This is a genomic window from Exiguobacterium sp. s194 (assembly GCF_018618275.1).
Lineage (GTDB): Bacteria > Bacillota > Bacilli > Exiguobacteriales > Exiguobacteriaceae > Exiguobacterium > Exiguobacterium chiriqhucha.
Map to the genome: position 1 here is coordinate 68,814 of NZ_JACSLT010000010.1, position 23,871 is coordinate 92,684.

At 53.2% G+C, this 23,871-nt stretch carries 21 protein-coding genes; 13 read left to right on the top strand and 8 right to left on the bottom strand.

What is annotated here, in order from left to right:
- Positions 1-5: 5 nt before the first annotated feature.
- The 4 genes from KNP85_RS12910 to KNP85_RS12925 all read left to right on the top strand — a co-directional run bounded on the left by KNP85_RS12910 (position 6) and on the right by KNP85_RS12925 (position 4,890).
- Positions 6-1,007 (top strand): class I SAM-dependent methyltransferase, encoded by a 1,002-nt coding sequence (locus tag KNP85_RS12910; RefSeq protein ID WP_021066683.1) that lies wholly within the window; start codon positions 6-8, stop codon positions 1,005-1,007.
- 73 nt (positions 1,008-1,080) lie between these two features.
- Complete coding sequence (locus KNP85_RS12915; RefSeq protein ID WP_125318023.1) at positions 1,081-2,607, top strand: phytoene desaturase family protein; 1,527 nt, start codon at positions 1,081-1,083, stop codon at positions 2,605-2,607.
- Positions 2,604-4,082, top strand: a complete 1,479-nt coding sequence (locus tag KNP85_RS12920; protein ID WP_214803362.1) for a phytoene desaturase family protein — start codon at positions 2,604-2,606, stop codon at positions 4,080-4,082. The genes KNP85_RS12915 and KNP85_RS12920 overlap by 4 nt, the downstream gene beginning before the upstream one ends.
- Positions 4,051-4,890 carry a phytoene/squalene synthase family protein gene (locus KNP85_RS12925; protein WP_214803365.1) on the top strand — a complete coding sequence of 280 codons (840 nt, stop codon included), beginning with the start codon at positions 4,051-4,053 and terminating at the stop codon, positions 4,888-4,890. Before KNP85_RS12920 ends, KNP85_RS12925 begins: the two co-directional genes overlap by 32 nt.
- Positions 4,891-5,319: 429 nt before the next feature.
- On the opposite strand, the gene KNP85_RS12930 is transcribed toward KNP85_RS12925, so the two are convergent.
- The 6 genes from KNP85_RS12930 to ybaK form a co-directional block, all read right to left on the bottom strand.
- Complete coding sequence (locus KNP85_RS12930) at positions 5,320-6,786, bottom strand: phytoene desaturase family protein (RefSeq protein ID WP_214803368.1); 1,467 nt, start codon at positions 6,784-6,786, stop codon at positions 5,320-5,322.
- Between the two features lie 14 nt (positions 6,787-6,800).
- Positions 6,801-7,868, bottom strand: coding sequence for a glycosyltransferase family 2 protein (locus KNP85_RS12935; RefSeq protein ID WP_029595952.1), 1,068 nt, complete (start codon positions 7,866-7,868; stop codon positions 6,801-6,803).
- Positions 7,865-8,563: a lysophospholipid acyltransferase family protein gene (locus KNP85_RS12940; protein WP_029595951.1), complete on the bottom strand. Its 699-nt coding sequence runs from the start codon at positions 8,561-8,563 to the stop codon at positions 7,865-7,867. The genes KNP85_RS12935 and KNP85_RS12940 overlap by 4 nt, the downstream gene beginning before the upstream one ends.
- Positions 8,529-9,281 carry a carotenoid biosynthesis protein gene (locus KNP85_RS12945; protein WP_214803371.1) on the bottom strand — a complete coding sequence of 251 codons (753 nt, stop codon included), beginning with the start codon at positions 9,279-9,281 and terminating at the stop codon, positions 8,529-8,531. Before KNP85_RS12945 ends, KNP85_RS12940 begins: the two co-directional genes overlap by 35 nt.
- A gap of 87 nt (positions 9,282-9,368) precedes the next feature.
- The gene (gene pssA, locus KNP85_RS12950) at positions 9,369-10,067 is read right to left on the bottom strand and encodes a CDP-diacylglycerol--serine O-phosphatidyltransferase (protein ID WP_021066674.1); all 699 of its coding nucleotides are present in this window, start codon (positions 10,065-10,067) and stop codon (positions 9,369-9,371) included.
- 20 nt (positions 10,068-10,087) lie between these two features.
- Entirely contained in the window at positions 10,088-10,552 is a 465-nt protein-coding gene (gene ybaK, locus KNP85_RS12955; RefSeq protein ID WP_058763054.1) for a Cys-tRNA(Pro) deacylase, read from the bottom strand.
- A 155-nt stretch (positions 10,553-10,707) separates the two neighbouring features.
- Between ybaK and KNP85_RS12960 the strand changes: the two genes are divergently transcribed.
- Complete coding sequence (locus tag KNP85_RS12960) at positions 10,708-11,442, top strand: enoyl-CoA hydratase/isomerase family protein (RefSeq protein WP_021066672.1); 735 nt, start codon at positions 10,708-10,710, stop codon at positions 11,440-11,442.
- A 46-nt stretch (positions 11,443-11,488) separates the two neighbouring features.
- Here the strand turns inward: KNP85_RS12960 and KNP85_RS12965 are convergent, their stop codons facing one another.
- Positions 11,489-12,847: an MATE family efflux transporter gene (locus tag KNP85_RS12965; protein WP_021066671.1), complete on the bottom strand. Its 1,359-nt coding sequence runs from the start codon at positions 12,845-12,847 to the stop codon at positions 11,489-11,491.
- A 156-nt stretch (positions 12,848-13,003) separates the two neighbouring features.
- Complete coding sequence (locus tag KNP85_RS12970) at positions 13,004-14,788, bottom strand: glycoside hydrolase family 13 protein (RefSeq protein WP_029595949.1); 1,785 nt, start codon at positions 14,786-14,788, stop codon at positions 13,004-13,006.
- A gap of 371 nt (positions 14,789-15,159) precedes the next feature.
- Between KNP85_RS12970 and KNP85_RS12975 the strand changes: the two genes are divergently transcribed.
- The 8 genes from KNP85_RS12975 to KNP85_RS13010 all read left to right on the top strand — a co-directional run bounded on the left by KNP85_RS12975 (position 15,160) and on the right by KNP85_RS13010 (position 23,858).
- Entirely contained in the window at positions 15,160-16,425 is a 1,266-nt protein-coding gene (locus KNP85_RS12975; RefSeq protein ID WP_021066669.1) for an extracellular solute-binding protein, read from the top strand.
- Positions 16,426-16,530: 105 nt separating this feature from the next.
- Entirely contained in the window at positions 16,531-17,886 is a 1,356-nt protein-coding gene (locus tag KNP85_RS12980; RefSeq protein WP_021066668.1) for a carbohydrate ABC transporter permease, read from the top strand.
- Between the two features lies 1 nt (position 17,887).
- The gene (locus tag KNP85_RS12985) at positions 17,888-18,721 is read left to right on the top strand and encodes a sugar ABC transporter permease (RefSeq protein WP_021066667.1); all 834 of its coding nucleotides are present in this window, start codon (positions 17,888-17,890) and stop codon (positions 18,719-18,721) included.
- A gap of 23 nt (positions 18,722-18,744) precedes the next feature.
- A complete protein-coding gene (locus tag KNP85_RS12990) occupies positions 18,745-20,256 on the top strand; it encodes an alpha-amylase family glycosyl hydrolase (RefSeq protein ID WP_058763056.1) in 1,512 nt (503 codons plus the stop codon).
- A 51-nt stretch (positions 20,257-20,307) separates the two neighbouring features.
- A complete protein-coding gene (locus KNP85_RS12995) occupies positions 20,308-21,351 on the top strand; it encodes a LacI family DNA-binding transcriptional regulator (RefSeq protein WP_029595946.1) in 1,044 nt (347 codons plus the stop codon).
- 234 nt (positions 21,352-21,585) lie between these two features.
- Complete coding sequence (locus KNP85_RS13000) at positions 21,586-22,557, top strand: YsnF/AvaK domain-containing protein (RefSeq protein WP_021066663.1); 972 nt, start codon at positions 21,586-21,588, stop codon at positions 22,555-22,557.
- Positions 22,558-22,644: 87 nt separating this feature from the next.
- Positions 22,645-23,454, top strand: coding sequence for a YsnF/AvaK domain-containing protein (locus KNP85_RS13005; protein WP_029595944.1), 810 nt, complete (start codon positions 22,645-22,647; stop codon positions 23,452-23,454).
- Positions 23,451-23,858: a general stress protein gene (locus tag KNP85_RS13010; protein WP_021066661.1), complete on the top strand. Its 408-nt coding sequence runs from the start codon at positions 23,451-23,453 to the stop codon at positions 23,856-23,858. The genes KNP85_RS13005 and KNP85_RS13010 overlap by 4 nt, the downstream gene beginning before the upstream one ends.
- The last annotated feature ends 13 nt before the right edge of the window (positions 23,859-23,871 follow it).

The following is a 23,871-nucleotide window of genomic DNA, read 5'->3' on the forward strand; positions in this document are numbered from 1 at the left end:
AAATGATGGAACAACAAATGAATGAATGGTCACGCGTCTTGCACGCGCGAAGATGGATGAAACAAACGGAATCGTTCCTGCCGCTTTGGCACGGATATATCGGCTATAAATATGGATTGTTCGATGCACTCCAAGGCGGTGCCAGCTTTGCGGAGATGACGCTTCGCTTGAAGCAACCGTTGACGAAGCTCGCGCTGGAGCGTTGGCTTGAAGTGGGGGTCGCCGTTCGTCATTTGAAGAAGAGAGGCTGGCGTTACTTCCCGACACGTAGTTTGAAATATCAATTGTCGCATGAGGATGAGCGCAGTATCGGTTTCATGCTGCAAGAGATGATGGAGCTGCATATCCCGGCGCTCATCGCTTACCCTGACTTTTTAGAGTCGGGCAAACAGAAGACGTTCGATGGGGCGACGCATGGACAGGTCGTTGCACAGACGTCGACGCTCGTCGAGACGGTCGCTTTCCCAGTCGTTCAACAACTGTTGCGTCAGGCCGACGTGAAGACGATGCTCGATATCGGATGCGGGCACGGTGGTTACTTGCGTAAACTGCATGGCCTCGAACCAGAGTGGAAGTTGACCGGGATTGACTTAGAAGAGGACGTCATCGCCGAAGCCCGGGAGCAGGATGAGTCAGGCGATATTCGTTACGAAGTGGCCGATTTCATGGAATGGGATCATGAGGACCGGTTCGATGCCGTCATGATGAATAACATGCTCTATTACTTCTCGCCAGAAAAACGAATCGAATTGCTCGAACGGATGCTCGAGAACCTCGAAGCGTCCGGTGTCGCCGTCCTCGTCACTCCGCTCGCAGAGACGCCGCTCGGCTCTCGGTTTGCCTCGGCGTTCAATGCGTTCATGACCCTCCATGACAACTTGCATCCGTTACCGACAATTCGAGAGTTGCGCCGTCAAATGCAGCAAGTCGGCTTTGAAAATATTCGCTTTATCCCATTCATCCCGGAAGGATCATGGTATATCGTCATTGCCGAACGCGGCAATTGACACATGGCGGACACACGACGAGCCGATTCAAATTTGAACTTGTCTCCAGTCATTTCTATAATGAGATAGAAGCATAAGAGACTATTCACATAGGGAGTTGTTCAACGTGTCGGAAAAAAGAGTCGCCGTGATCGGTGCCGGACCAGGAGGACTTGCGGCTGCGATGCTGCTCGCAAGCCGTGGTGTGAAGGTAACAGTATTTGAGAAGCAGGCGTTCGTCGGTGGACGAACGTCTCGTCTTCAAGTCGGAGAATTCGCGTTCGATCGTGGCCCGACTTTTTTAAATATGCCGTATATTTTAGAAGAGATTTTCGAAGAGACGGGTCGCGATTTACATGACTACGTCGAGATGAAACGCCTTGAACCGATGTACGACCTTTATTTCGATCGAGGGAACCGGGTACTGTCGATGACGACCGACCGTGATCAAATGCATCAGGCGATTGAAGAGCAATTCCCTGGGAACGGGGAAGGCTATGAACGTTTCATGGCCGAACAAGCCATCAAGCTGTCGAAGTTGATGCCGGTCCTGCAGACGGCGCATGACAAGTTGACGGATTACGTGGCTACACGCGTCTTGAAGGCGTTGCCGTTCTTGTCGATTGGTAAATCGTTATATGACGTGTTATCGGAATACTTCACGAGCGAGGAGCTGAAGTACGCCTTCACTTTCCAAGCCAAATATTTAGGGATGTCGGCTTGGGATTGTCCAGGCGGCTTCTCGATTCTGTCGTATATGGAGCATGCCTACGGCGTCCATCATCCGATTGGCGGCGTGAACCAACTATGTACAGCGATGGCGCGCGTCATCGAAGAAGAGGGCGGTGAGATTCGTCTCGGAGAAGGCGTTGACCGTCTCTTGCTCGATGGGAAGCGTGTCAACGGTCTCGTGGCGAACAACGTGCATTACGCGTTCGATGAAGTGATTGTCGGGGCCGATTTCGCCCATGCGATGACGACACTCGTCCCGAGCGATGCGCTCACGCGTTGGAGTCCGAAACAACTGAAGAAGAAGCGCTACTCGTGTTCGACGTTCATGCTCTATCTCGGGCTCGATCGCGTCTATGACGACGTCGCCCATCACTCGATTCATTTCGCAGACGACTACGAGCGTAACGTGAAAGAGATGACGCAAGACTTGAAGCTGAGTGAAGACTTCTCCTTCTACGTGCAGAACGCGTCAAACATTGACCCGACGCTGGCACCAGCCGGTAAATCGTCACTCTACGTCCTCGTGCCGGTCCCGAACAATCTGTCGAACTTGCCTTGGGAGAAGCTCGAGGCGACGATGACGGAACGTGTCCTCGATGCGCTTGAGACGCGTTCACCGTATCGCGACATTCGTAACCATATCGAGGTCATGCAGCCGCTCACGCCGAACGACTGGGAAGCGTTCGGTGTATATGAAGGAGCCACGTTCAATCTCGGACACAACTTATCGCAGATGATGTATTTCCGTCCGCACAATCAGTTCGAGGAACTCGATCACGTCTGGCTCGTCGGCGGGGGCACTCATCCAGGCAGCGGACTGCCGACGATTTTTGAGTCGGCGCGGATCACGGCGAACCTATTGCGTGACCGGGCAGGTGTCGGCCAATGAACATCAGCTTCGTCGGTGCCGGAATCGGGTCGCTTTACGCGGCCTTGCTCCTGACCCATAAATATCCGTCGCTACACGTGACCATCTATGAGAAAGAATCCCGCGTAGGGGGTCGACTCAATTATGTCGAATTCGAGAACGGCGCCCGCGTCGATGAGGGGCCGACCATCGTCCTGTTACCCGGGAAACTGAAAAGTCAGCTTCAAGAAGCCGGGTTCCCGGAACGTGAGCTCGAACTGCTTGAAGTCGACCCGCTCTATCGCCTCCGTTATGAGGATGGGACGACGTTCTATAAATATCGCGATATCGAGCGCCAGGCGGCCGAAATCGACCGTCTTTTCAACGAGGGTGCCGGATTCAAAAAATATATGGCCCAAAAACGAGAAGAGTATCGCCTCGGCTTCGACGCGTTCTTGGACCGGGGCTATAAGAGCAAGACGGATCTGTTCGAGCCGAAGTTATTGATGCTCCTCATGCGCTTGAAGGCGTATGAGACGGCCCACGAGAACATGAAACGCTTCTTTAAGGACGAACGTCTTCGTGTCGCCTATAGTCTGCAAACGCTCTACATCGGCGGCAACCCGTATGACACGCCATCCCTCTATGGCTTGATTCCGTATCGGGAGCAAGAAGAGGGGATTTGGTACGTCAAAGGAGGATATTTCTCGCTGGCGACGAAAATAGAACAAGAGTTGAAGCGCCGGGGCGTCACGTTCAAGCTGAACGCGAAGGTGGAACGCGTCCGCGTCGCCGAAGGTCGGGCGGATGCGGTCGTCGTCGACGGAGTCGTCCATCCGTATGATGCGGTCGTCGTCAACGGCGACTTCCCGCTCATGGAACGCTTGATTGATGGCGTCAAGCCAAAGTCGTATGAACCGTCGAGTGGGACTCTCTTGTTATATTTCACCGTGAACGGGGACATCGACTTGCCGGTCCACCAATTCGATTTACCGAATGATTTTGCCGGGTCGATGCGGACCATCTTCGAAGATGGTAAACTGAGCGAGTATCCAGCAATGTATACGTTCAATCCGTCCCTCATCGATGACTCGCTCGCACCGACGGGCACGAGCGTGCTGTACGTACTCGTACCGGTGCCGCGTAAACTGGAACGGAAAGACTTCGAAACGAGCGGTGCAATCGAGCATTTGATCGGCCGCATCGAACGGATGGTGCCCGATTTCAGAGACCGTGTCTTGGAAATGAAAGTCCGGACGCCAATGGATGCGGAACGATTCGGCTTGTTCGAGGGCGGAAGCTTCGGCATCGCCCCGAAATTGGTCCAGTCGGCCGCGTTCAAACCGCAGGCCCGTCCGTATGCCCAGATCGACCGTCTCTATGCGGTCGGGGCATCGGTCCATCCGTGCGGAGGCGTTCCAATCGTCATGATCGGCTCGCAACTGTTAGTGAAAAGAATGGAAGAAGAAATGGGGGCATTGTACCATGACGACACAAGAAGCGTATCGTCAATGTGAAGACGTAATGAAAAAAGGCTCGCTCACGTTCTATCGGGCCTTTTCCCTGCTCTCTAAACCTGACCGCCAAGCCGTGGCTGCGGTCTATACGTTTTGTCGGACACTCGATGACGCGGTCGACGAATCTGATAGCCCCGAGGAAAGTTTGACGCATTTTTTGGCCGAGTTCGATCGTTTCTTGGCGGGCGAACCATTGCCGGATGCGCTCTGGGTGGCGCTCGAGGATGTCTGGAAGCGATACGACATGGACGTCGAACCGTTCTTCGAGTTGGCCGAAGGCATGAAATGGGACTTACATAAGACGCGTTATGCGACGCTCGAGGAGACGGAGCAGTATGGCTATTACGCGGCCAGTACCGTCGGCTTGATGCTGTTACCGATTCTCGCGCCGGACACCGATGCGGGTGGACGCCAGCAATTGAAGCAAGGCGCCATCGATTTAGGAATTGCCATGCAGTTGACGAACATCTTGCGCGACGTCGGGGAAGACCTCGATCGGGACCGGATTTATGTGCCCCAATCGTTGCTCGCCGAGTTCGGTGTCGAGGAAGCCGATTTGTTTGCGCGGCAAGTGACTCCGGCGTTCATCGACGTCTGGGAGACAGTGGCCCGTCGCGCGGAAGCGTTATACAGCAGCGCTCGGGAGACGCATCACTTGTATCCTGTGACGAGCCGGAAGCCTGTCGCGGCGGCAGCGCTCCTCTATGAAGGGATTTTAGATGCGGCCCGGCAGAACGGGCATGACGTCTTCACGAAGCGGGCGTATGTCTCGACGATTCAAAAAGGCAAACTGTTGACCAGATTATAAGCAAGGGCGGTCGTCTTGAGACGGCTGCCTTTTTTGCGCACAAAAAAACCACTTTTGGCGGGGGACCAAAAGTGGTGTAAGCGTTATGTGATTCGTTCATCGGGGAAACGAACGAATCGGACGTGATGAACCCTAAAGATGTGCCTCGTTTCATGGGGAATGAAACAATGGGGCATCTTCGCTGAAGCAGGATGCTTGATGGACTAAGGGGGAACATCAGATGCATGCTGTTCCAGCTGCGGGATACGAGTGGGGAAACTCGCTCATCACTTTTTTCTCGGGTGTGACAAGTTCAAAACGCGATAGGCTCGGGGAAGCCATTCGATCGCTACAGGTGTAACTAACGTTACAAAACTGCTTGAACTCGAATATGATATTATCACGTCTGTCCCGTGTCGACAAGTGTCGAATCCTCTGTTCACAAAATGTTCAAATTGTCAGAGGTATGTCCTCTAACATCGATTGGGCCGCGAATTGTCCTGAAAGCGTCACCATCGGGCTACCGCCACCAGGGTGGGTCGAACCGCCCGCAAACCAGATGTTTGAGACGTCTTCGGAACGGGCCGACGGACGGAAAAACGCTCCTTTTTTCGAGTTGGCCGACGTCCCGTAAAGCGCTCCGTAGTAGGCGTAAAAATCACGGGTCAAATCGAGTGGAGTGACGCGGCGATGGAACAAGACATCGCTGTCTTCCCAATCGACACCGAACGTGCGGAGCCGTCGACGAATCAAATGCTCATACGTCTCGGCATCGATATCGGTCATATGGGCCGGCGCATTGACGAGGATGAACAAGTTATCGCCGGCTTCTCCCATTGACGGGTCGGTATGGGCCGAGTTCGAGATATAGATCGTCGGCTCATCGGCATAGCGTTCCTCTTCAAACAAGGCCCGGAACTCGGCCTCGTAGTCGTCTGAGAAATAGACGTTGTGATGGGCGAGGTTCAATCGTTTGTTCAAGCCGATCATGATGACGAAAGCGGACACCGATGGCTCGATCGTGTCGCGTGTCGGTACCGGGAACGAGGGACGGTCCATCGCGTCGACGAGACGCGGATATTGCGTGAGCAGTTCCCCGTTCAGAAGGACGGCATCGCAAGACATGACCTCTTCGTGGTCGATGACGACCGCATGGGCCTTCCCGTTCGTCACTTCGATTTTCGTCACCTCATGGCCGAGCCGGAACTCGACGCCGAGCTCGCTCGCCCGTTTCGCGAAGCCTTTCGCGATCGTCCAGTTCCCACCTTTGGCGAAATAGACGCCGTCATTCAGCTCGAGATGCGAGATGAGCGCGAACGTGCCTGGTGTGACGTAGGGGCTGCTGCCGATATACGTCGCATACCGGTCGAGTGCTTGGATGATGCGAGGGTCCTTGAAGTACTTTTTATGGAGCGCATGCAGGCTCTTGAGCGGATGCACTTTCATCATGTCGGCCCAAAGACCGGTATCGATTTTCGAGTCCATCCGCGTGAAGAAGCGGTGATTGGCAATCTCGAACAGTTTTTCCGCCTCGTCTAAGTAAGCGGCCAATTGATTTTTATCGGCTTTGTCGCCGGTCAGACGGCGCACCTCAGCTTCCATTTTTTCGCGGTCCGAATCGAATGTGAACGTCGAACCGTCGGAGAAGTGGTTGACCGTGTGCGACTCGAGTTTGACGAGCTCAAAATAGTCATCCGGGTTGGCGCCGCTGTTGCGGATGACGGAGCGGAACACGTCCGGCATCGTAATCGTATTCGGTCCGAAGTCGAAGCGGTGTCCATCGGTGATAATCGGCATGAGCTTCCCACCGACATGCTCGTTCTTTTCAATGACGGTCACGTCGTAACCGCGGGCGGCCAAGGTGACGGCGGCACTCAAGCCGCCGAGACCGGCCCCGATAATGGCGATATGTTTCATAGTATGCCTCCTAATTATTGATACGTTCGGCCTTTCCATGAAATCGGCTTCCGTCGCCATTTGCGCACGACCGCGCTCGACAAGAGGAGCAAGTAGGCGATGAGACTGAACGGGTGGAGCCAAAACTGGCGGCCACCCGATTTGACATCGATGGCGAGGCGCGCGAGCAAAACGAACGCGCATGCCAAGAATGAAATCCAGTCCATGCGGACGAGAAAGACGATGAAAGCAGACAGCTGGATGCCGTAGTAGAGAAAGAAATAAAGGGCGATGCCCACTGCTTCATTCATTCCCTTGAATACGTTCTTTGAAAACCCATTCCAGACTTCTTCATTCGTCGCATACATGTCACACGTGATATACGGCGAGACGTTGACGAGCGACGTGATCTTTTTCCGACGTTTGAACTCGCGGCAGAGATCGATGTCGTCAATCAATGAATCATGAATCGAGGCGTGCCCTCCGACATCCTCGTAGCTCGCCCGCTCGACGAGGACGTTCATCCCGTTGGCCGCGGCGAAGGCAGGATGACGGACTTTTCGCCAAAACAGGGGCAAATGCTGGGCGATTAAGACGTGCTGCATCGGAATCAACAGTTTGCCGAGCCAAGTCGGTGTCGGGAAACGGGGGAAGCCGGACAAGAAGACCGCTCCTTCGCGGGCGAGTGTGCCGTGAAGTCGACCGATGAACGTCGGGTCGATCGTCACGTCGGCATCGAGGAACAATACATACGGCTCGGTCGTCCGGGTCGCCAACTGATGGCATGCATGGACTTTACCGGCCCAGCCTTCCGGGAGCGGCACCCCACGGAAGATGGTGAAGCGGGAATCGCCCGCAATTGCTTGAACGAGCGCCTCATATGTACCGTCCTCGGACCGGTCCTCATACAAATAAACGTGACATTCATCCGTCAAGGCTGCCTTTAAACTTGTGACGAGTTTCGGCACGTTCCGCTCCTCGTTCCGAAGCGGGATGCAAATCGCGGTCGAAGGGACAGGGGCCGGAGCGGTGAGCGGCCGGAGGAATAGCAAGTTCACCAGCGTGAAGACGAGCATCAGGGACGTGATGACGAACAGAATCATGAGCGGCCTCTTCCGAGTTGGAGCACGTGCTCTGTCCAATCCGCCAAGCTGCGCTTCGGAGGGAACAGCTCGATATAGCGGTCGGATTGTGCGATCACGTCGTCGCGCGTATCGTCATATAGTCGCTCAAGTGCTTTGGCGAGCTCTTGTTTTTGGTCACGTCGCGTCTTAGAGACGACCGTATGGTTGCGGAACCGCACATAGACGAGCGGGGCGGCGTGGGACGCGAACGTATAATAGATGGCGCACAACCGGACTTCTGGATTGTGAATCAGCATCGTTGCACCGGAACCGATCTCGAGCGGGCGATGCTCCTGTGGATACTCACGTCCTTGCGGGAACACCCAGACGGACTTGCCAGCGAGTAACAGCCGATTAGCATAGTCGAGCGAGGCGCGCACGTCCGATAGTTTGCCTTTTTTGATGGAGAACGCACCTAAGTGGCGGAAGAACGGGAAGCGGCGCAGTCCATCCTCATCCATCAAGACGTGGACGTCGTGACGCAAATAATATTCGTTCAACATGAGCAGAATCATCCCGTCCCACCACGAGCTGTGTGTGCTCAAAAACAATCCAGGTGTCGGCACGTCATCGGCCCGGACGTGAATCGTATGGAAAAACGGACGGATTTGACGCTCTTTGACGAACGTCGAGAACAGGTTATTGAACCATTTCTTTTTGCTCGCTTCGATCATGACGGCTCCTCCGTTCTATCAAGATGAGACCTGCGGCGGTCACGAGGCTGAGGACACCGATCCCGTAGAGACCGGCGTTGACGGCCGTGACTCCGAACAAGGCGTGAAGCATGACGAACAAATAACGGCCGTGCCCGAGCAACATCGGTTCCGCCTCGACTTCAAACCGGTCGAGTAACCAAGAGAAAATGAGCGACAGTCCGAACCAGCCGACGAAGTTTTGCGTCGGGATATCATAATACAAACCGGCATTGGCCCATTCCCAATAGCCTTTCACGTTCGCGGCGACCGGATCGATTGCCATGTCGAGCCAAACAGCGAGGAATGGGACGAGCCAGAGCGTGCGGTTCTTGAACGAGAACAAGCGGGCGACGGCAAAACTCGAGCCGATGACGGCGAGCCAGGCTGCACCGATTGTGACCGGTACACCGAACACGGTCGGACCGAACGCCTCGGCGTAGATATACTCGCTGAACGGGAACCCGGTTTTGACACCGAGCGTCTCGACAGCGATTGAGCCGAAGAAGATGAACGGGACAATCCAGCGGGCGTGGCGGACGCCGTCCGCGATCACCCAACCACCGATGGCCCCAGCGAGCCATAAGAATACCGGGTTTGCCCATTCGAGCCAACTCGGCAACAAATCAAAGCCAACGAGGACGACCCCGATGACATACCAAACTAAAAACCATTTCCAAATCCATGGATACACTTTCATTTCATCACCTCTATTACCATTCTAGAGAGGTTTGTGACATCCGTCTAATAAATGCATGCAAAAAAAGAGCCCCTCGAGAGGGACCCATCAATTCGCCATCCGTTTTCGTTTCTTGACGAACGAGAAGGCGATGAATAAGACGTAGAATGTGACGGCGATGAACCAGAACGACGGCCATTCTTTCCACCGGGCGAAAATCATGTACGTCAAGTAGATGAGACTGACTGTGATGATGAACGAATGGCGCGGGAGCGGCACATCTTTGAAACTCGGGATACGCACGCGGCTGACCATGAGCAGGGCGAGACCCGTGAAAAAGATTGGGGTGAGCAGTTCATTAATCTGGTCCCCGAACGTCGTCACGACGGCGAGCAGTCCGCCGGCCGCGGTGATCGGGACGCCTGAGAAGTAGCTGGCCGTGACGTTCGTCGCCGATAAGTTGAAGCGGGCCAAGCGGTAGGCGCCGAACAGCGGGAATAGGGCGGCGAAGAAGAGGCCGTAATTGCCGTAATCGATAAAGAACGTGTAGTAGGCGAGTAACGCCGGGGCGACCCCGAACGTGACGACATCGGCGAGCGAGTCGAGTTCTTTCCCGAAGTCACCGGCCACTCCGAGCATACGGGCCAGCCGTCCGTCGAGACTATCGAGCATCATGGCGATGATAATCAGTAACGTCGCGTTCGAAAAGTCGCCGCGCGCCGCATAGACGATGGCCAAGACGCCACAGAACAAGTTGCCGAACGTAAATGAGTTAGGAATCCACGAGCGGATTCGTTCTTTCCACATAGGTATTGCCTCCATCTTTGTTATTGAGTGAACCAGCGACCGTCCGTGAATCCGAGCAAGTCAGCCGGAGCGAGTTCGAGTTGATAGCCGCGTTTTCCGGCCGAGATGATAATCGTGTCTTTTTGTTTGGCGCTGTCGTGAAGAAACACAGGGAATCGTTTCTTCGCACCAATCGGCGAGACCCCGCCCCGGATGTACCCGGTCAGTGCCTCGAGTTCCTTCACCGGTACGGGCGAAGCCTTTTTGGCGCCCCAGGCTTTTGCGGCCGCTTTTAAGTCGATATCGAGCTCTCCTGAAATCAAAAAGAAGGCGAATCGGCGTTGCTCGTTCTCGAGACAAATCGTTTTATACAGTTGGTCGAGCGGTTTACCGAGTGATGCGGCGACATGCTTGGCCGAGACGTCGGACTCGTCCACTTCATATGTGTGATACGTGAACGGGACGTTCCGTTGTTTCAGTTGTCTTGCGGCGTTTGTCAGTTGCATCGGTCCCACCCTTTCGTTGAACGACTCTTTTAAGAATAGCAAATAGTGGTAGCGTCGGGCAATCGAACTCGGAAAGTTTTCATGACAAGAAGGAAACAGAATCCATGATAGAGAAATGAATAGTGATTCATTTTATCATGAAGGGGGAAATTAGGATGGAAACGATTCAACTGGAACAGCGGAACGGGGTCGGCTGGCTGAAATGGGACCGGCCGGAAAAATTGAACGCATTAAATGAGACGTTGCTTCGCGAGGCGAGGGAAGCGATGGAGCAGCTCGTGGCGGATGAGGCCGTCCACGTCATCGTGCTCGTCGGGCAAGGACGTGCCTTCTCATCGGGACAGGACTTGACGATTGAGAGTGACGCCGACTATGGAGTGTATTTAGAAGAGGTGTATCATCCACTCGTGCGGGCGCTTGCCGACTGTCCGAAACCAATCATTGCCGGCATTCATGGGGTCGTCGCGGGGGCGGGTCTCAGTCTGGCGCTCGCCGCGGACGTCCGGCTCGTCGCAAGGTCGACGAAGTTCAGTTCGGCGTTCATCAAAATCGGTCTCGTCGCCGACGCGGGGGGACCGTACCATTTGCGACGCTTGATGCGGCCAGATCTCGCGCTCGCTTGGATGTGGAGCGGCAGCACGATTGACGCCAAACAGGCCGAGACGTTCGGTCTCGTTACGGAGCTCGTCGAGGATGAGGCGTACTTGGAACGGTTGACGACATACGCCGAGACGCTCGCAGCCAAGTCACCGACGGCGGTGCAAGGCATGAAGGCGTTGTTCCGGGCCGATTCGTTCGAGGACGGGCTCGAGCAAGAGATTATCTGGCAACGGAAATGTGGGCAGACGGACGTTCATCGCCAGGCGATGCAGGCGTTCTTAAATCGATAATCGATAAAAAAAGAAGCGGTCACAGCGACCGCTTCTTTTTGATTGGTTATGAAGTTGGCTTCGGTTCGAACTGGAAGCCTTTTTGTTGCCACGTCCCGTATTTCCAGCGCCGGAAGGCGAAGAAACCGCGGAACCACTCGTCGAGTGAGAAGGCGAGCCAAATCCCGAGGACGCCGAGCCCCATCTGGAGACCGAACAAATAACTGAAGACGACGGCGACGCCCCACATCGAGGCGATTCCAATCATGACCGGGAAGCGAACGTCGCCGACCGACTTGAGCGAGCCCATCAAGACGATGTTCATGGCACGACCTGGCTCCAGGATGAGCGTCGCCCATAAAATCGGTACGCCGACGGCGATGATGTCCGGGTTCGACGTGAACAGACCGAGCAACGACTTACCGAAGACGGCGAGTCCGAGTGAGGCCACGAGTGATGCGAACATGGCGAGCTTCAACGTCTTGACGGCGCGGGTATACGCCTCTTTAAACCGTTTCCCGCCGATGTCACGGGCAATCAACAGCTGCGTCCCTTGCGCGACGGCGACCGTGAACAAGAAGGCGAGCATCGACAGGTTCATGACATAGACGCGGGCGGCGAGGGACGCCTCACCCATCGTGGCGATGAAACCGGTGATGATGATTTGTGAGAACTGATACGACAAGTTCTCTCCAGCCGATGGTACCCCGATTTGGAGCAAGGCACGGATATCATCGCGTTGCGGCTTAATCAATTCTTTGAGCGGGAAGCGGAGCATGAGTCGCTTCTTGACGATCCAGAACAAGAGTACCATCGCCGAGAAACGGGCGATGACGATGGCCCAGGCGACACCGGCGACACCTGTCACCGGGAGGCCGAACCAACCCATGACGGCAATCATGGCTCCGATGGCCGTGATGATATCGATGAGAAGCGTCGCGAGCATCGCATGTTTCGTCATCCCGTGACTCCGGAGGACGGAACTGAGCGCCATGATGAGCGCCTCGGTGAAGAGCGACAACCCGACGATTTGTAAAAACAAGAGACCGTGGTCGAACAGCTCATCCGATAGACCGAACAGGCGGAGGAACGTCTCACCGAACAAGAACACGACGGCGACCATGATCACGCCGAGCCACATGTTCAAGCTGACGGCAGAACGGGCGAAGTCGCGGCTCTTCTTCATCCGATTGGCGCCGATGGCTTGACCGATCAAGATGGTCGCGCCGACCGACGTCACGCTGAAGACGATTAAGAAGACGTTCAAAATTTGGTTGGCGACGCCGACGGCAGAAGCGGCGGCATCTGAGTAATGGGCCAACATGAGCGTGGCGATAATCCCGGTCCCCATATGGAGCGCGAGCTCGATGAAGATCGGCCACGATATTTTAAATAAACTGAGCTGTTCGGTGTTTTTGTTCGGCATGTGAATTCTCCCTTGTTTCTACAATTCTCTCTATGAAATATTTACGTTGTCAAAATCACAAGGGTCATGTTACTCCTTTTGATATGAAAAAGAAAGGGATTTAGCAAATTATTTTCAACAAAAAAAACACCCGCCGAAACGGGTGCAAAACCGAATTTATTTCATTTTCAAAATCGTGGCGCTGAACGGTGCGAGTTCGACTTCAAGTGAGTCTACATCGCGGTCGTGAAGCAAATCGTAAGCGCTTCCCGTATGCCAGAGTGGGTTCAGCTTCGATACCGTCTCTGAGTTATTGAAGTATATCAAATATGTCTCGTCTTTCGTGCAACGCTCAATGATGAGTGCGTTCGACTCGTTATCGACGAGGTTGAAGCGATACGACCCGGCGTTAGCAAGCACCGGGTGCTCTTTGCGAAGTCGAATCAATTTTTGGATATAGCGGAACAGCTCCCGGTCTTCCTGCGTCTCATCCCACGGCATGCAACGACGGCAGCCCGGGTCTTGTTCACCCTCGAGACCGATTTCATCCCCGTAATAGATACATGGGCTGCCCGTGTACGTGAGCATCGACGTCATGAGCAACTTGAACTTTCCTTTATGTCCTTTCGCTCGTGTAAGGGCACGCGGCGTGTCGTGCGAATCGATCAAGTTGAACGTCACTTCGTTCACGTTCGTCGTGTTCATCATCTCGACGCGCGTCAATTCATCCCGGAACTCGGAAGCGGACGTACGGTCGAGCGCGAAATAGTTGAGGCTCGCGTTCGTGAACGGGTAGTTCATAACCGCATCGAACTGATCGCCTTGAAGCCACGGCTGCGCGTCATGCCAAATCTCACCGAGGATGTACGCTTCTGGGTTCGCTTGTTTCACGGCTTTCCGGAAGTCGCGCCAGAACGCATGATCGACTTCGTTGGCGACGTCCAAACGCCAGCCGTCGATGCCGAACTCCTCGACCCAATAGCGCGCGACTTCTAATAGATAAGCTTTTAGCGCCGGGTGCTCCGTATTGATTTTCGGCATGTTCTTCTCGAACGCGAACGTATCGTAGTTCGGCTTCGGTGTCGTCTCGATCGGGAAGTCACGAAGGTAGAACCAGTCCCGGTACTCCGACTGCGGTCCGTTCTCGACGACGTCGAGGAACCACGGGTGATTGTACCCGACGTGGTTGAAGACCGCGTCGAGCATGACTTTAATCCCGTTCTCGTGCAGAAGGTCGACGAGTTGTTTGAACTGTTCCTTCGTTCCGAACTGAGGATCGATTTCCATATAATCGAGCGTATCGTATTTATGGTTCGTCGTCGCCTTGAAGATCGGGCAGAAGTAGATGCCGGTAATGCCGAGGTCGACGATGTGGTCGATATGATCGATGATCCCTTGGAAGTCGCCGCCGAAGAAGTTCGTGATTGTCGGCTCGGTGCTGTTCCACGGGAGCGTGCCTTCCGGGTCGAGTGACGAGTCACCGTTCGCGAACCGGTCCGGGAAGATTTGATACCAGACCGTATCTTTCACCCACGACGGGGCATGGAAGATGTCGACCGGGTTGATGAATGGGACGCAGAAATAGTAGCCCGTGTCATCGAGCGGCTTATCTTCGAACCAACCTTTTTCCGTATAGACGGCCGTCTCATTGCCGTCATGGAGACGGAAGCCGTAACGGAGCCGGCGGAATGGCGGCTTGATGGCGATGAACCAATAGTCGTATTGGTCGTCGTGTCCGATCTTTTCCATCGGTGTCTCGAACGTGCGCCAGAAGCTCGGCTTGTCCGGATCGAAGTTCCACATGGCCGGGTCTTCCGAATGCCAGTCATATGGGTCATTCCAAATTAAGTCAACAGATTGGATATCATTTCTTTTCGTATGGAATCGAATATGTATCGTTTCTCGGTCGTACTTGTACACGAAAGGGGACATGGCGCGATGATAGATAGCTTCTTTAATCAAATGAAATCGTTCCTTTCTCTCTTAGGGTTGTTACCATTTTACACTGTCTGTTCAGAAAAGAAACATCAGTTGTGAAAACGTTTGCTCAAGCAAAGGTTAATAAAGCGTTTACATTTTGTCAATCGTTCGATTCCTTGTTTCATAAGAAAAACACCTACAAAAAGTTCAAAAAGAGATAAATGGGACAACAGCAGGAAAAATTCCTAAAAAAAAGTCTTGTAAAACGCTTACACAACTGTATAATAAAAATTGAGGTGAGGATGCAAACGTTTTCACTAACCTACTGATTCTGTAGCGGAGTTGTTTAAAATCAGTAGGCCAGTGCGATTGCGCAAATCTGACCATACTATTCCTTGGGGAGGTTTTTCATCATGAAGATGAAAAAAATGGTAGCAGGACTTTCAACGGCAGTATTCGCTTTCGGTGCACTTGCTGCATGTGGTGGCGGTACGGACAACGGTTCTACTAACGAAGGCGGTTCTTCTAGCGAGAACAAGCCAGAAAAAATCGTAATTTGGGAAGATATTGAAAAGTCGGAAACGACGAAAGAAGTTGCGAAGGCGTTTGAAGAAGAACACGGCGTCGCAGTTGAAGTCGTTGAAGTCCAAATGACGGATCAAAAAGACAAGTTGGCGCTTGATGGCCCAGCTGGTAAAGGTCCTGATATCGTTCTCGTACCACACGACCAAATCGGTACGATCGCTGACCAAGGTCACTTGGCTCCACTTACGGATGAAGGCGCACTTGAAGCGTTCACAGACGCTTCGAAATCGGCTGTCATGTTCGACGGACAAGCTTACGGCTATCCGAAATCAGTTGAAACACCAGTCCTCATGTACAACAAGGATTTGGTATCAGAAGCTCCTACTTCAATGGACGACTTGTACAAGTTGTCTACAGATCTTAAAGACAAAGGTGAGTACGGCTTCCTCGGTCTTTGGGATAACTTCTACTTCGCTCACGGTGTAGTGGCTGGCTTCGGCGGTTACGTCTTCAAAGAAGACGGCGGCGCGCTCGACCCAACCGACATCGGTTTGAACAACGAAGGCGCAGTTGAAGGCTTCGACTACATCGGCAAATGGTACCAAGAAGGCCTCTTCCCTAAAGGGTTGATCGGCGAGTCTGGTGGCCAAGCGATGGACCAACTCTTCACTGAGAAGAAAGCACACACAGTCATGAACGGACCATGGGCCGTAGCTGGTTACCAAGATGCTGGCGTCAACCTTGGAGCGTCTGCATTGCCGACACTTCCAAACGGTGAGCCAATCAAGACGTTCATGGGCGTGAAGACATACGCACTTTCTGCTTACACAGAAAACCAAGAGTGGGCTGAAATGTTCCTCGCAGAACTCACGAACGAAGAGAACGCATTGAAAATGTTCGAAGCGTACAACGAGATCCCACCAGTAGCAGCACTCGAGTCGAACGAAACAATCACGTCGAACGAAGTTGCGAAAGCGGTATTCGATCAAGCGACGAACGCAATCCCAATGCCTAACATTCCTGAAATGGGACAAGTTTGGGAGCCAATGGCACAAGCACTTCAGCTCGTAGCAACTGGCAAGCAAGATGCACAAAAATCAGCTGACGATGCTGTTAAAGTCATCGAGCAACAAATCCAAGCGAACAACCAATAAGGACAAGAGATGATGGGGTACGCCGACTGGCGTTCCCCCTCATTTTCTAGAATTGAGCAAACGCTTGCTCGATTGATTTGCTCAAATTGAAAGGAGAAATTGAGGATGGCTTCAATTGCGAACCCGAAAACGCCGGATCAACGTCCGGACAAACAACCGACCAATCATGCTCGGAACGCTGCATTACTCTCGATCATTCCGGGAGCCGGTCAATTTTATAACAACCAAAAAGCGAAAGCGATCGCTTTCTTTATTGTCATCATGTCTTATTTTGCAGTAAACTACGATCTCTTTTTCAAAGGAGCAGGCGCTGGACCTGGCGACCGTGGCGGCCTTTGGGGATTGATCACGCTTGGCGAAGTGGCAGGACCTCGTAACGACCATTCCATCTTCTTGATGGTAGAAGGTATTGTCGCATTGATCTTACTTTTCTTCGGAATCGCGTTCTACGTCTGGAACATTCGTGACGCTTACCGAGTCGGTCGCATTCGTGATCAGCACCTAAACGTTGCAACGTTCCAAGTGCAACTTCGCAACTTGCGCGACCACGGATTCCCATACCTGATGTTAATTCCGTCGCTCATCTTGCTCGTCTTCACCGTTATTCTTCCATTGATTTTCACATTCTTGATCGCCTTCACGAACTATCGCTACAACAACGCACCACCGGCGAAACTCGTGGAATGGGTCGGATTTGAGAACTTCACACGAATCTTTGAAATTGATATTTTCCGTGACACGTTCGTCGGCGTTCTTGGTTGGACGCTCGTCTGGACAGTCGCTTCGACGGTCGGTGTCATCGCCATCGGGATCTTCCTTGCAGTCCTCTTGAACCAAGAAGGTCTTCGTTTCCGTCGCTTGTTCCGCTCAATCTTGATTTTGTCATGGGCCGTACCGGCGTTCATCACGATCTTGATTTTCCGTTCGATGTTCAACGAATCGTTCGGGGTATTCAATACGACGATTCTTCCGGCGTTCGGACTTGATCCGATCAACTGGATGACCGATCCGACGGCGACACGCAGTGCGCTCATCTTGATTCAATGGTGGCTCGGCTTCCCGTTCATCATGACGCTCATGACTGGGGTGCTTCAATCCATCCCGGGTGACTTATATGAAGCGGCGACGATTGACGGTGCGACCATCTTTGATAAGTTCCGTTTAATCACATTGCCGATGCTCTTGTTCGCAACAGCACCGATTCTCATCACGCAGTTCACGTTCAACTTCAACAACTTCAACATCATCTATCTCTTTAACGGTGGTGGACCGGCTGTTCCGGGCCAAACTGCCGGTGGTACCGATATCTTGATTTCATGGATTTACAAATTGTCGCTCGGAGCCAACCCGCAATACGGACTTGCGGCTGCGATTACGCTCATCTTGTCATTCTTCATCATGACACTTGCCGTCATCCAGTTCCGTCGGACAAAATCTTTCAAAGACGAGGATATGATCTGATATGAAAAAACAAAAACGAATCAATTTGGCGTTCTCTTATGTCATCTTGACGCTTGCGTCGATCATCATTCTCTATCCAATGCTTTGGGTGGTCGGGACGTCATTCAACCCGGGTCGTACGATCACATCGACCATCATTCCGTCGAACCCGACATTTATTCACTATAAAAACTTGTTCGATCTATCTATTTCGGATTATAGTTTATGGTATGTGAACACATTAAAAATTGCAGTCATCACAATGTTGCTCTCAGTCGTTTTGGTAACGATTACAGGTTATGTCTTCTCGCGTTACCGTTTCGTGGGACGGAAGAACTCGCTCGTCATGTTCCTCGTCTTACAGATGGTCCCGCAATTCGTTGCCATCATCGCCATCTACGTGCTCTTGAACATGCTCAACCTTCTTGATACGCACACAGCCCTTATTTTGCTGTATGCCGGAGGCGCAATCCCGATGAACACGTACTTGGCAAAAGGTTATTTCGATACGATTCCGAAAGAGCTCGATGAAGCTGCTCGGATGGATGGTGCCGGTCACCTTCGTATCTTCTGGCAAATCATTTTGCCGCTCGCGAAGCCAATCGTCGCAACGATCGCCTTGTTCAACTTCATGGGCCCGTTCAACGACTTCATCTTGGCATCGCTCGTCCTTCGTTCACCAGAGAAACAGACGCTCGCGGTTGGTCTTTACAACATGATCTCTCGACAGTTCGACAACAACTTCACGTTGTTCGCGGCAGGCGCCGTCCTTTCGGCCCTCCCAATCGTCCTCTTGTTCTTCATGTTCCAACGCTACTTCGTCTCGGGTCTCACTGCCGGTGGTACGAAAGGATAATACTCACTTAAGGGGGAAGCGATATGAGGCGAGGCGTCGTGCTCGTTCTTCTGTCGCTTCTTTTGTTTCCAACAATCGTCGGAGCGAAAGAAGCAGCATCATGGGAACAGGAACGCATGTACTTTATCATGGTCGACCGGTTTGTTGACGGGAATCCGGACAACAACGCGCAGGTCGACAAAGATGACCCGAAAGCCTTTCACGGGGGCGATATCCGCGGCGTGATTGAAAAGCTCGATTATATCGAGTCGCTCGGGTTCACGTCGGTCTGGCTGACACCGGTGTTTGAAAACATGCCGGACGGCTATCACGGATATTGGATTAAAGACTTTTATAACATCGATCCCCAATTTGGGACGAAAGAAGATTTGCAAGAACTCGTTGACGAGGCCCATAAACGGGACATGAAAGTCATCCTCGACTTCGTCGTCAACCACGTCGGTCCGAAACATCCATGGGTCGAAGAACGACCGGACTGGTTCCATGACGAGTTGCCGATCGTGCTTTGGAACGATCAAGAACAAGTCGAGACGCACTGGCTGTTCGACTTGCCGGACTTCAAGACGGAAGATCCGGAAGTGAAAGACTACTTACTCGAGGCGGCCACGTATTGGATTGAAGAGACCGGCATTGACGGCTATCGTCTCGATACGGTACGTCACGTCGACAAACCGTTTTGGGAAGACTTCGTTAAAGCGGTCCGGGCCGTCGACCCCGACTTTTATCTGTTGGCCGAAGTGTTCGACCCAGATCCACAGTACGTCGCGGAATATGATGACCTAGGCTTCAACAGCATCACGAACTTCACGTTTTACGACCGCGTCTCGAAGACGATGACGCAAAAGTCGGCGAGTGTAGACGAAATCGACGTGGCCGCCAGCTACGCCGAGACGTTCTTCAACGACCCGAACCAAATGGCGACGTTCCTCGATAACCACGACGTAGAACGATTCATGCACGTCGCGGAACTCGGCGGGGCCGAGTCGGCCGAGCGTCGCCTACGCCTCGGATTGTTCGCCCTTTATGCGTCTCCAGGCATGCCGATCGTCTTCCAAGGGACGGAGAACGCACAAAAGGGCGGAGCCGATCCGGCGAACCGGGCCATGACCGATTTCCCTGGAAATGAAGAGCTCCATGAATACGTCACGATGATGAACCGGATGCGAGAGGAATATCCCGTCTTCGCGACCGGCGAACAACGCATGATCGCCTCGAAAGACGGCATGGCCGTGTTCGAGCGTCGTGACGGCGACGATGTCGCTTTGTACGCTATCAATATGAACGCCGAGGACCGAGAGATTGAATTCGAGGTAAGCGAAGTCGGAGAAGATACACGCCTTCGTGGTCTCTTGTTCTCACAACTTGTCACCGACAAACGTGGCACGTTCACCATCAAGCTCGCAGGAGAAAGCGCGAACGCCTACATCGTCGAAGAATCGGAAGTGAACATGTGGACGATCGGTCTACTTGTCATCGCCATCCCGATTTTCTTGACTGGATTGGTCATGTGGAAGCGTCGCAAGAGCGCAAGCTGACGATACCCTGTGATAGGGAACTATGAATTAACGGAAGCAAGGGGGAGCATCATGCAAATCACGATTAAAGATGTCGCCAAACACGCCAATGTCGCACCGTCGACCGTGTCTCGCGTCATCGCCAACAGTCCGCGTATCAGTCAGAAAACGAAAGAGCGGGTACGCAGTTCGATGGAAGAACTCGGGTACCATCCGAACATTCACGCGCGAAGTCTCGCCAACCGCTCGACACAGTCGATTGGTCTCGTCATGCCGAGCGCAGCGACGAAAACGCTTCAAAATCCATTCTTCCCTGAAGTATTGCGTGGAATCAGTACGAAAGCCCACCAAAACGGTTACTCGCTTTACATGACGACGGGCGTGACCGAAGAAGAGGTCTTGTCGGGGGTCATCGAGATGGTCCAAGGCCGTCGCGTTGACGGCGTCATCGTCTTGTACTCACGTGAAGACGACAAAGTCGTTCAATATTTACGTCAGACAAAATTCCCGTTCGTCGTCGTCGGGAAGCCGTTTGGAGATGCCTCGTCGATTACGTACGTCGACACGGACAACTATTTGGCCGGGCGTGAAGTGACGAAACACTTATACAACCTCGGCCATCGTTGCATCGCCTTTATCGGGGGATCCGATAAACTCGCCGTCACACAAGATCGTCGCAACGGGTACGCGACAGCGTTGATGGAGGCGGGCATCCCGGTTCGGGAAGACTATATCGCTCGTGCCGAGTTCATGACGAAGGGCGGGGCCAAAGCCGTGCGGGAGTTGCTCCAGTTAGAGGAACCACCGACAGCCGTCGTCGTCAGTGACGATATGATGGCGCTCGGCGTCATCAGCACGCTCAGTGAGATGGGGCTTAAGATACCTGAGGACGTCGCCGTCGTCAGTTTCAACAACGTCTTCATCGCCGAACATTCGAATCCGCCGCTCACTTCGGTCGAAATCAACATCTTCGGCCTCGGTTTCGAGGCAACGAACTGTCTGATTGAACAGATTGGAGACAGCGCGCCACCTTACGGGAAACGCGTCATCGTTCCGCATTATTTGGTCGTTCGTCAGTCATGTGGTCAGAAAAAGAAAACTGAAATCGTTGAATGAGGTCAAACCTTCCGTTTCATGCGGGAGGTTTTTTATGTTCAATCCGGATGCATATAATAGAAGCGGAATCAATCGGTCAAAAGTCATATCGTTACAAATAGATTACAATCGTGAAAGAAATGCATGAAACGGAATTGCAAGGGAACATCTACATTACCGGCCGAATGGCAGATCATTACGAATCCGCCCAGCCAATAACCAAAAAAATAAAGAATTTGAAAGGGAGATACAATCATGGATAACAAACGTTATGTAGGCACTTACTATCAGGAGTCAGAGCTTGTGTCAAAAATTGATGAGCTTCGCGCCCAAGGGCATCGCGAAGACGATCTGTACGTCGTTGTGAAAGATAAGTCGAACCTTTCGATGGTTCGCGGCGAAACGGATGCAGAAGTAAAAGAAACGAAAGCGTCATGGCTCGATCGTTTCTTCGGAGTAGCAGACGGCGGAGACGAAGTACGTCACACGTTCGATAAACTCGGCTTCTCAGAAGAAGAGACGGCGCGTCATCACCAAGATATCGAAAACGGCGGCATGGTCCTCTTGCTCGACAAGAATGACGGCGTGTTTGACGACGGACGTAACGATACGTTCGAAGGCGGCCGCACATCAGCTGGTTACGGATCAGAAGGTAACGAAGCGGGCAATATGACCGCGCGTGACTTCGGAACAGGGACTGGCGTAACCGGTGCCGGCATCGGTGCAACAGGTGCAGGCGTCAACTCGAACCGCTTCAACGATATGGATGAGGACATCCGTAACCGTACGGACTTGACGGACGAACAGAAACTCGAGTTGCACGAAGAGCGTCTCCTTGTGAACAAGGAACGTGTGCAGACTGGTGAAGTTCGCGTCGAGAAAGATGTCGTCGAACGCGAAGAACGCGTCGATGTCGAAGTCGAGCACGATGAAGTGTATGTCGAACGTCGCCGTGTCGATGGGGACCGTGAAGCGACGGGGCATTCGTTCGATGCGACGACTGACCGCGATGAGATTCGCGTACCGGTCACGGAAGAACGTGTCGATGTGACGAAGAAAGATGTCGTTGCCGAAGAAATCATCGTCGGCAAAGAGAAAGTCAAAGATACGGAAACGGTACGTGAGACGTTGCGTAAAGAAGAAGCGCATATCGAAGGGGAAGACGACCTTCGCCATCGCGATCATGATCTCGATCGCAAACGTCGCGACGAGCGTGACCGCCTGTAATCGATTGACCAAGTACCTCGACAAGGATGGCTCTCTCTGAGGGACCATCCTTTTTTTCGCCAAGTAACCATAGGAGGAATCAATGCCATGAAACATGCGATTATCTCTGAAGTATTTGACCAGCCGGAGGCGCTGCTCAATCGAACGGTCGATTTGAAACGAGAAGGATACGCCGAAGAGGACATGTACGTCCTCGTCAAACGAGCCGACGCCGCGGACGCGGTCCGACGCCAGTCGAAGTTATATGTGCTCGTCACCGACGAACCGGGTACGGTCGCCTCACTCGTCACATCGAGCGAGCGACCGATTGAACGCTGGCTTGGTAGCATGCGGCTCACGAAGGAGCAACAGGATCGCTTCGCTCAGGAAGTCGAGCAGGGACGACTCTTCTTGTACGTCGATGCCGACCGTGGCGACCAATCGCTTGAGGCCGGCCGTCCGAAAATGAAATCAGAACCGGAGACGGAAGAACAGACGCTTGCCTTGCACGAGGAACGCTTGACCGTCGAGAAACAAGCCGTTCAAACGGGCGAGGTCGTCATAAATCGACACGTCGCGGAGACAGTTCAAGAGATTGAAGTCCCGGTCCGCAGGGAACAGGTTCATGTGGAGCGGACACCAGGGTCAGAAGACGTGCTCGAGGACTATGACTTTAATCAGCCCGGCATTCGCACGATTGACGAAGGGGACCATCTCCGGATTCAAGTCATCGAGGAACGGGCGTTCATCGTCAAACGTCCTGTCGTCGTCGAAGAGATTATCGTCCGGAAACAAGTGACCGAAGACGTGAAAACCATGACGGAGACGCTCCGTAAAGAAGAAATTGAAGTGACCGAGGTCGGCCAGGCCGACGTCACGATTCATGACCAGACAACCCGAAAGGATGAGACACGATGAGCAAACGTCGATTTGTAGACACATACCAAGACGAGGCGGCCCTCGTCGCCAAAATCGATCAACTGACCGAGGAAGGCTATGAGGAGAGCGACTTATATGTCGTCGCGAGAGACAAAGATGACGTCTCGCTCGTCAAACGGAACACCGACGCAAAAGTGGAAGCAGCGAGCGCGAACTGGATGCAAAAGTTCGCGGGTGTGGCCGAAGGCGAGCAGGAAGTGAAGCGGGCGTTGCTCGACCTCGGTCTCGCTGACGACGACGTCAACCGCGCGTATGGCGATATTTTAAACGGAGGCTACGCCTTGATTCTCGATGAACCGGACACGGGGTTCAATGACGGAAACAACCCGGCGTTCGAAGGGCACGAAGCGAACGCGGCGTTCGGGCGCGACCAAGACAAGTGACTAGAGCACCTAC

Excerpts from the sequence above, each read along its gene's own strand:
- KNP85_RS12910 (WP_021066683.1), top strand. The coding sequence starts at position 6 with ATGGAACAACAAATGAATGAATGGTCACGCGTCTTGCACGCGCGAAGA.
- KNP85_RS12920 (WP_214803362.1), top strand. The coding sequence starts at position 2,604 with ATGAACATCAGCTTCGTCGGTGCCGGAATCGGGTCGCTTTACGCGGCC.
- KNP85_RS12925 (WP_214803365.1), top strand. The coding sequence starts at position 4,051 with ATGACGACACAAGAAGCGTATCGTCAATGTGAAGACGTAATGAAAAAA.
- KNP85_RS12930 (WP_214803368.1), bottom strand. The coding sequence starts at position 6,786 with ATGAAACATATCGCCATTATCGGGGCCGGTCTCGGCGGCTTGAGTGCC.
- KNP85_RS12935 (WP_029595952.1), bottom strand. The coding sequence starts at position 7,868 with ATGATTCTGTTCGTCATCACGTCCCTGATGCTCGTCTTCACGCTGGTG.
- KNP85_RS12940 (WP_029595951.1), bottom strand. The coding sequence starts at position 8,563 with ATGATCGAAGCGAGCAAAAAGAAATGGTTCAATAACCTGTTCTCGACG.
- KNP85_RS12945 (WP_214803371.1), bottom strand. The coding sequence starts at position 9,281 with ATGAAAGTGTATCCATGGATTTGGAAATGGTTTTTAGTTTGGTATGTC.
- pssA (WP_021066674.1), bottom strand. The coding sequence starts at position 10,067 with ATGTGGAAAGAACGAATCCGCTCGTGGATTCCTAACTCATTTACGTTC.
- ybaK (WP_058763054.1), bottom strand. The coding sequence starts at position 10,552 with ATGCAACTGACAAACGCCGCAAGACAACTGAAACAACGGAACGTCCCG.
- KNP85_RS12960 (WP_021066672.1), top strand. The coding sequence starts at position 10,708 with ATGGAAACGATTCAACTGGAACAGCGGAACGGGGTCGGCTGGCTGAAA.
- KNP85_RS12965 (WP_021066671.1), bottom strand. The coding sequence starts at position 12,847 with ATGCCGAACAAAAACACCGAACAGCTCAGTTTATTTAAAATATCGTGG.
- KNP85_RS12975 (WP_021066669.1), top strand. The coding sequence starts at position 15,160 with ATGAAGATGAAAAAAATGGTAGCAGGACTTTCAACGGCAGTATTCGCT.
- KNP85_RS12980 (WP_021066668.1), top strand. The coding sequence starts at position 16,531 with ATGGCTTCAATTGCGAACCCGAAAACGCCGGATCAACGTCCGGACAAA.
- KNP85_RS12985 (WP_021066667.1), top strand. The coding sequence starts at position 17,888 with ATGAAAAAACAAAAACGAATCAATTTGGCGTTCTCTTATGTCATCTTG.
- KNP85_RS12990 (WP_058763056.1), top strand. The coding sequence starts at position 18,745 with ATGAGGCGAGGCGTCGTGCTCGTTCTTCTGTCGCTTCTTTTGTTTCCA.
- KNP85_RS12995 (WP_029595946.1), top strand. The coding sequence starts at position 20,308 with ATGCAAATCACGATTAAAGATGTCGCCAAACACGCCAATGTCGCACCG.
- KNP85_RS13000 (WP_021066663.1), top strand. The coding sequence starts at position 21,586 with ATGGATAACAAACGTTATGTAGGCACTTACTATCAGGAGTCAGAGCTT.
- KNP85_RS13005 (WP_029595944.1), top strand. The coding sequence starts at position 22,645 with ATGAAACATGCGATTATCTCTGAAGTATTTGACCAGCCGGAGGCGCTG.
- KNP85_RS13010 (WP_021066661.1), top strand. The coding sequence starts at position 23,451 with ATGAGCAAACGTCGATTTGTAGACACATACCAAGACGAGGCGGCCCTC.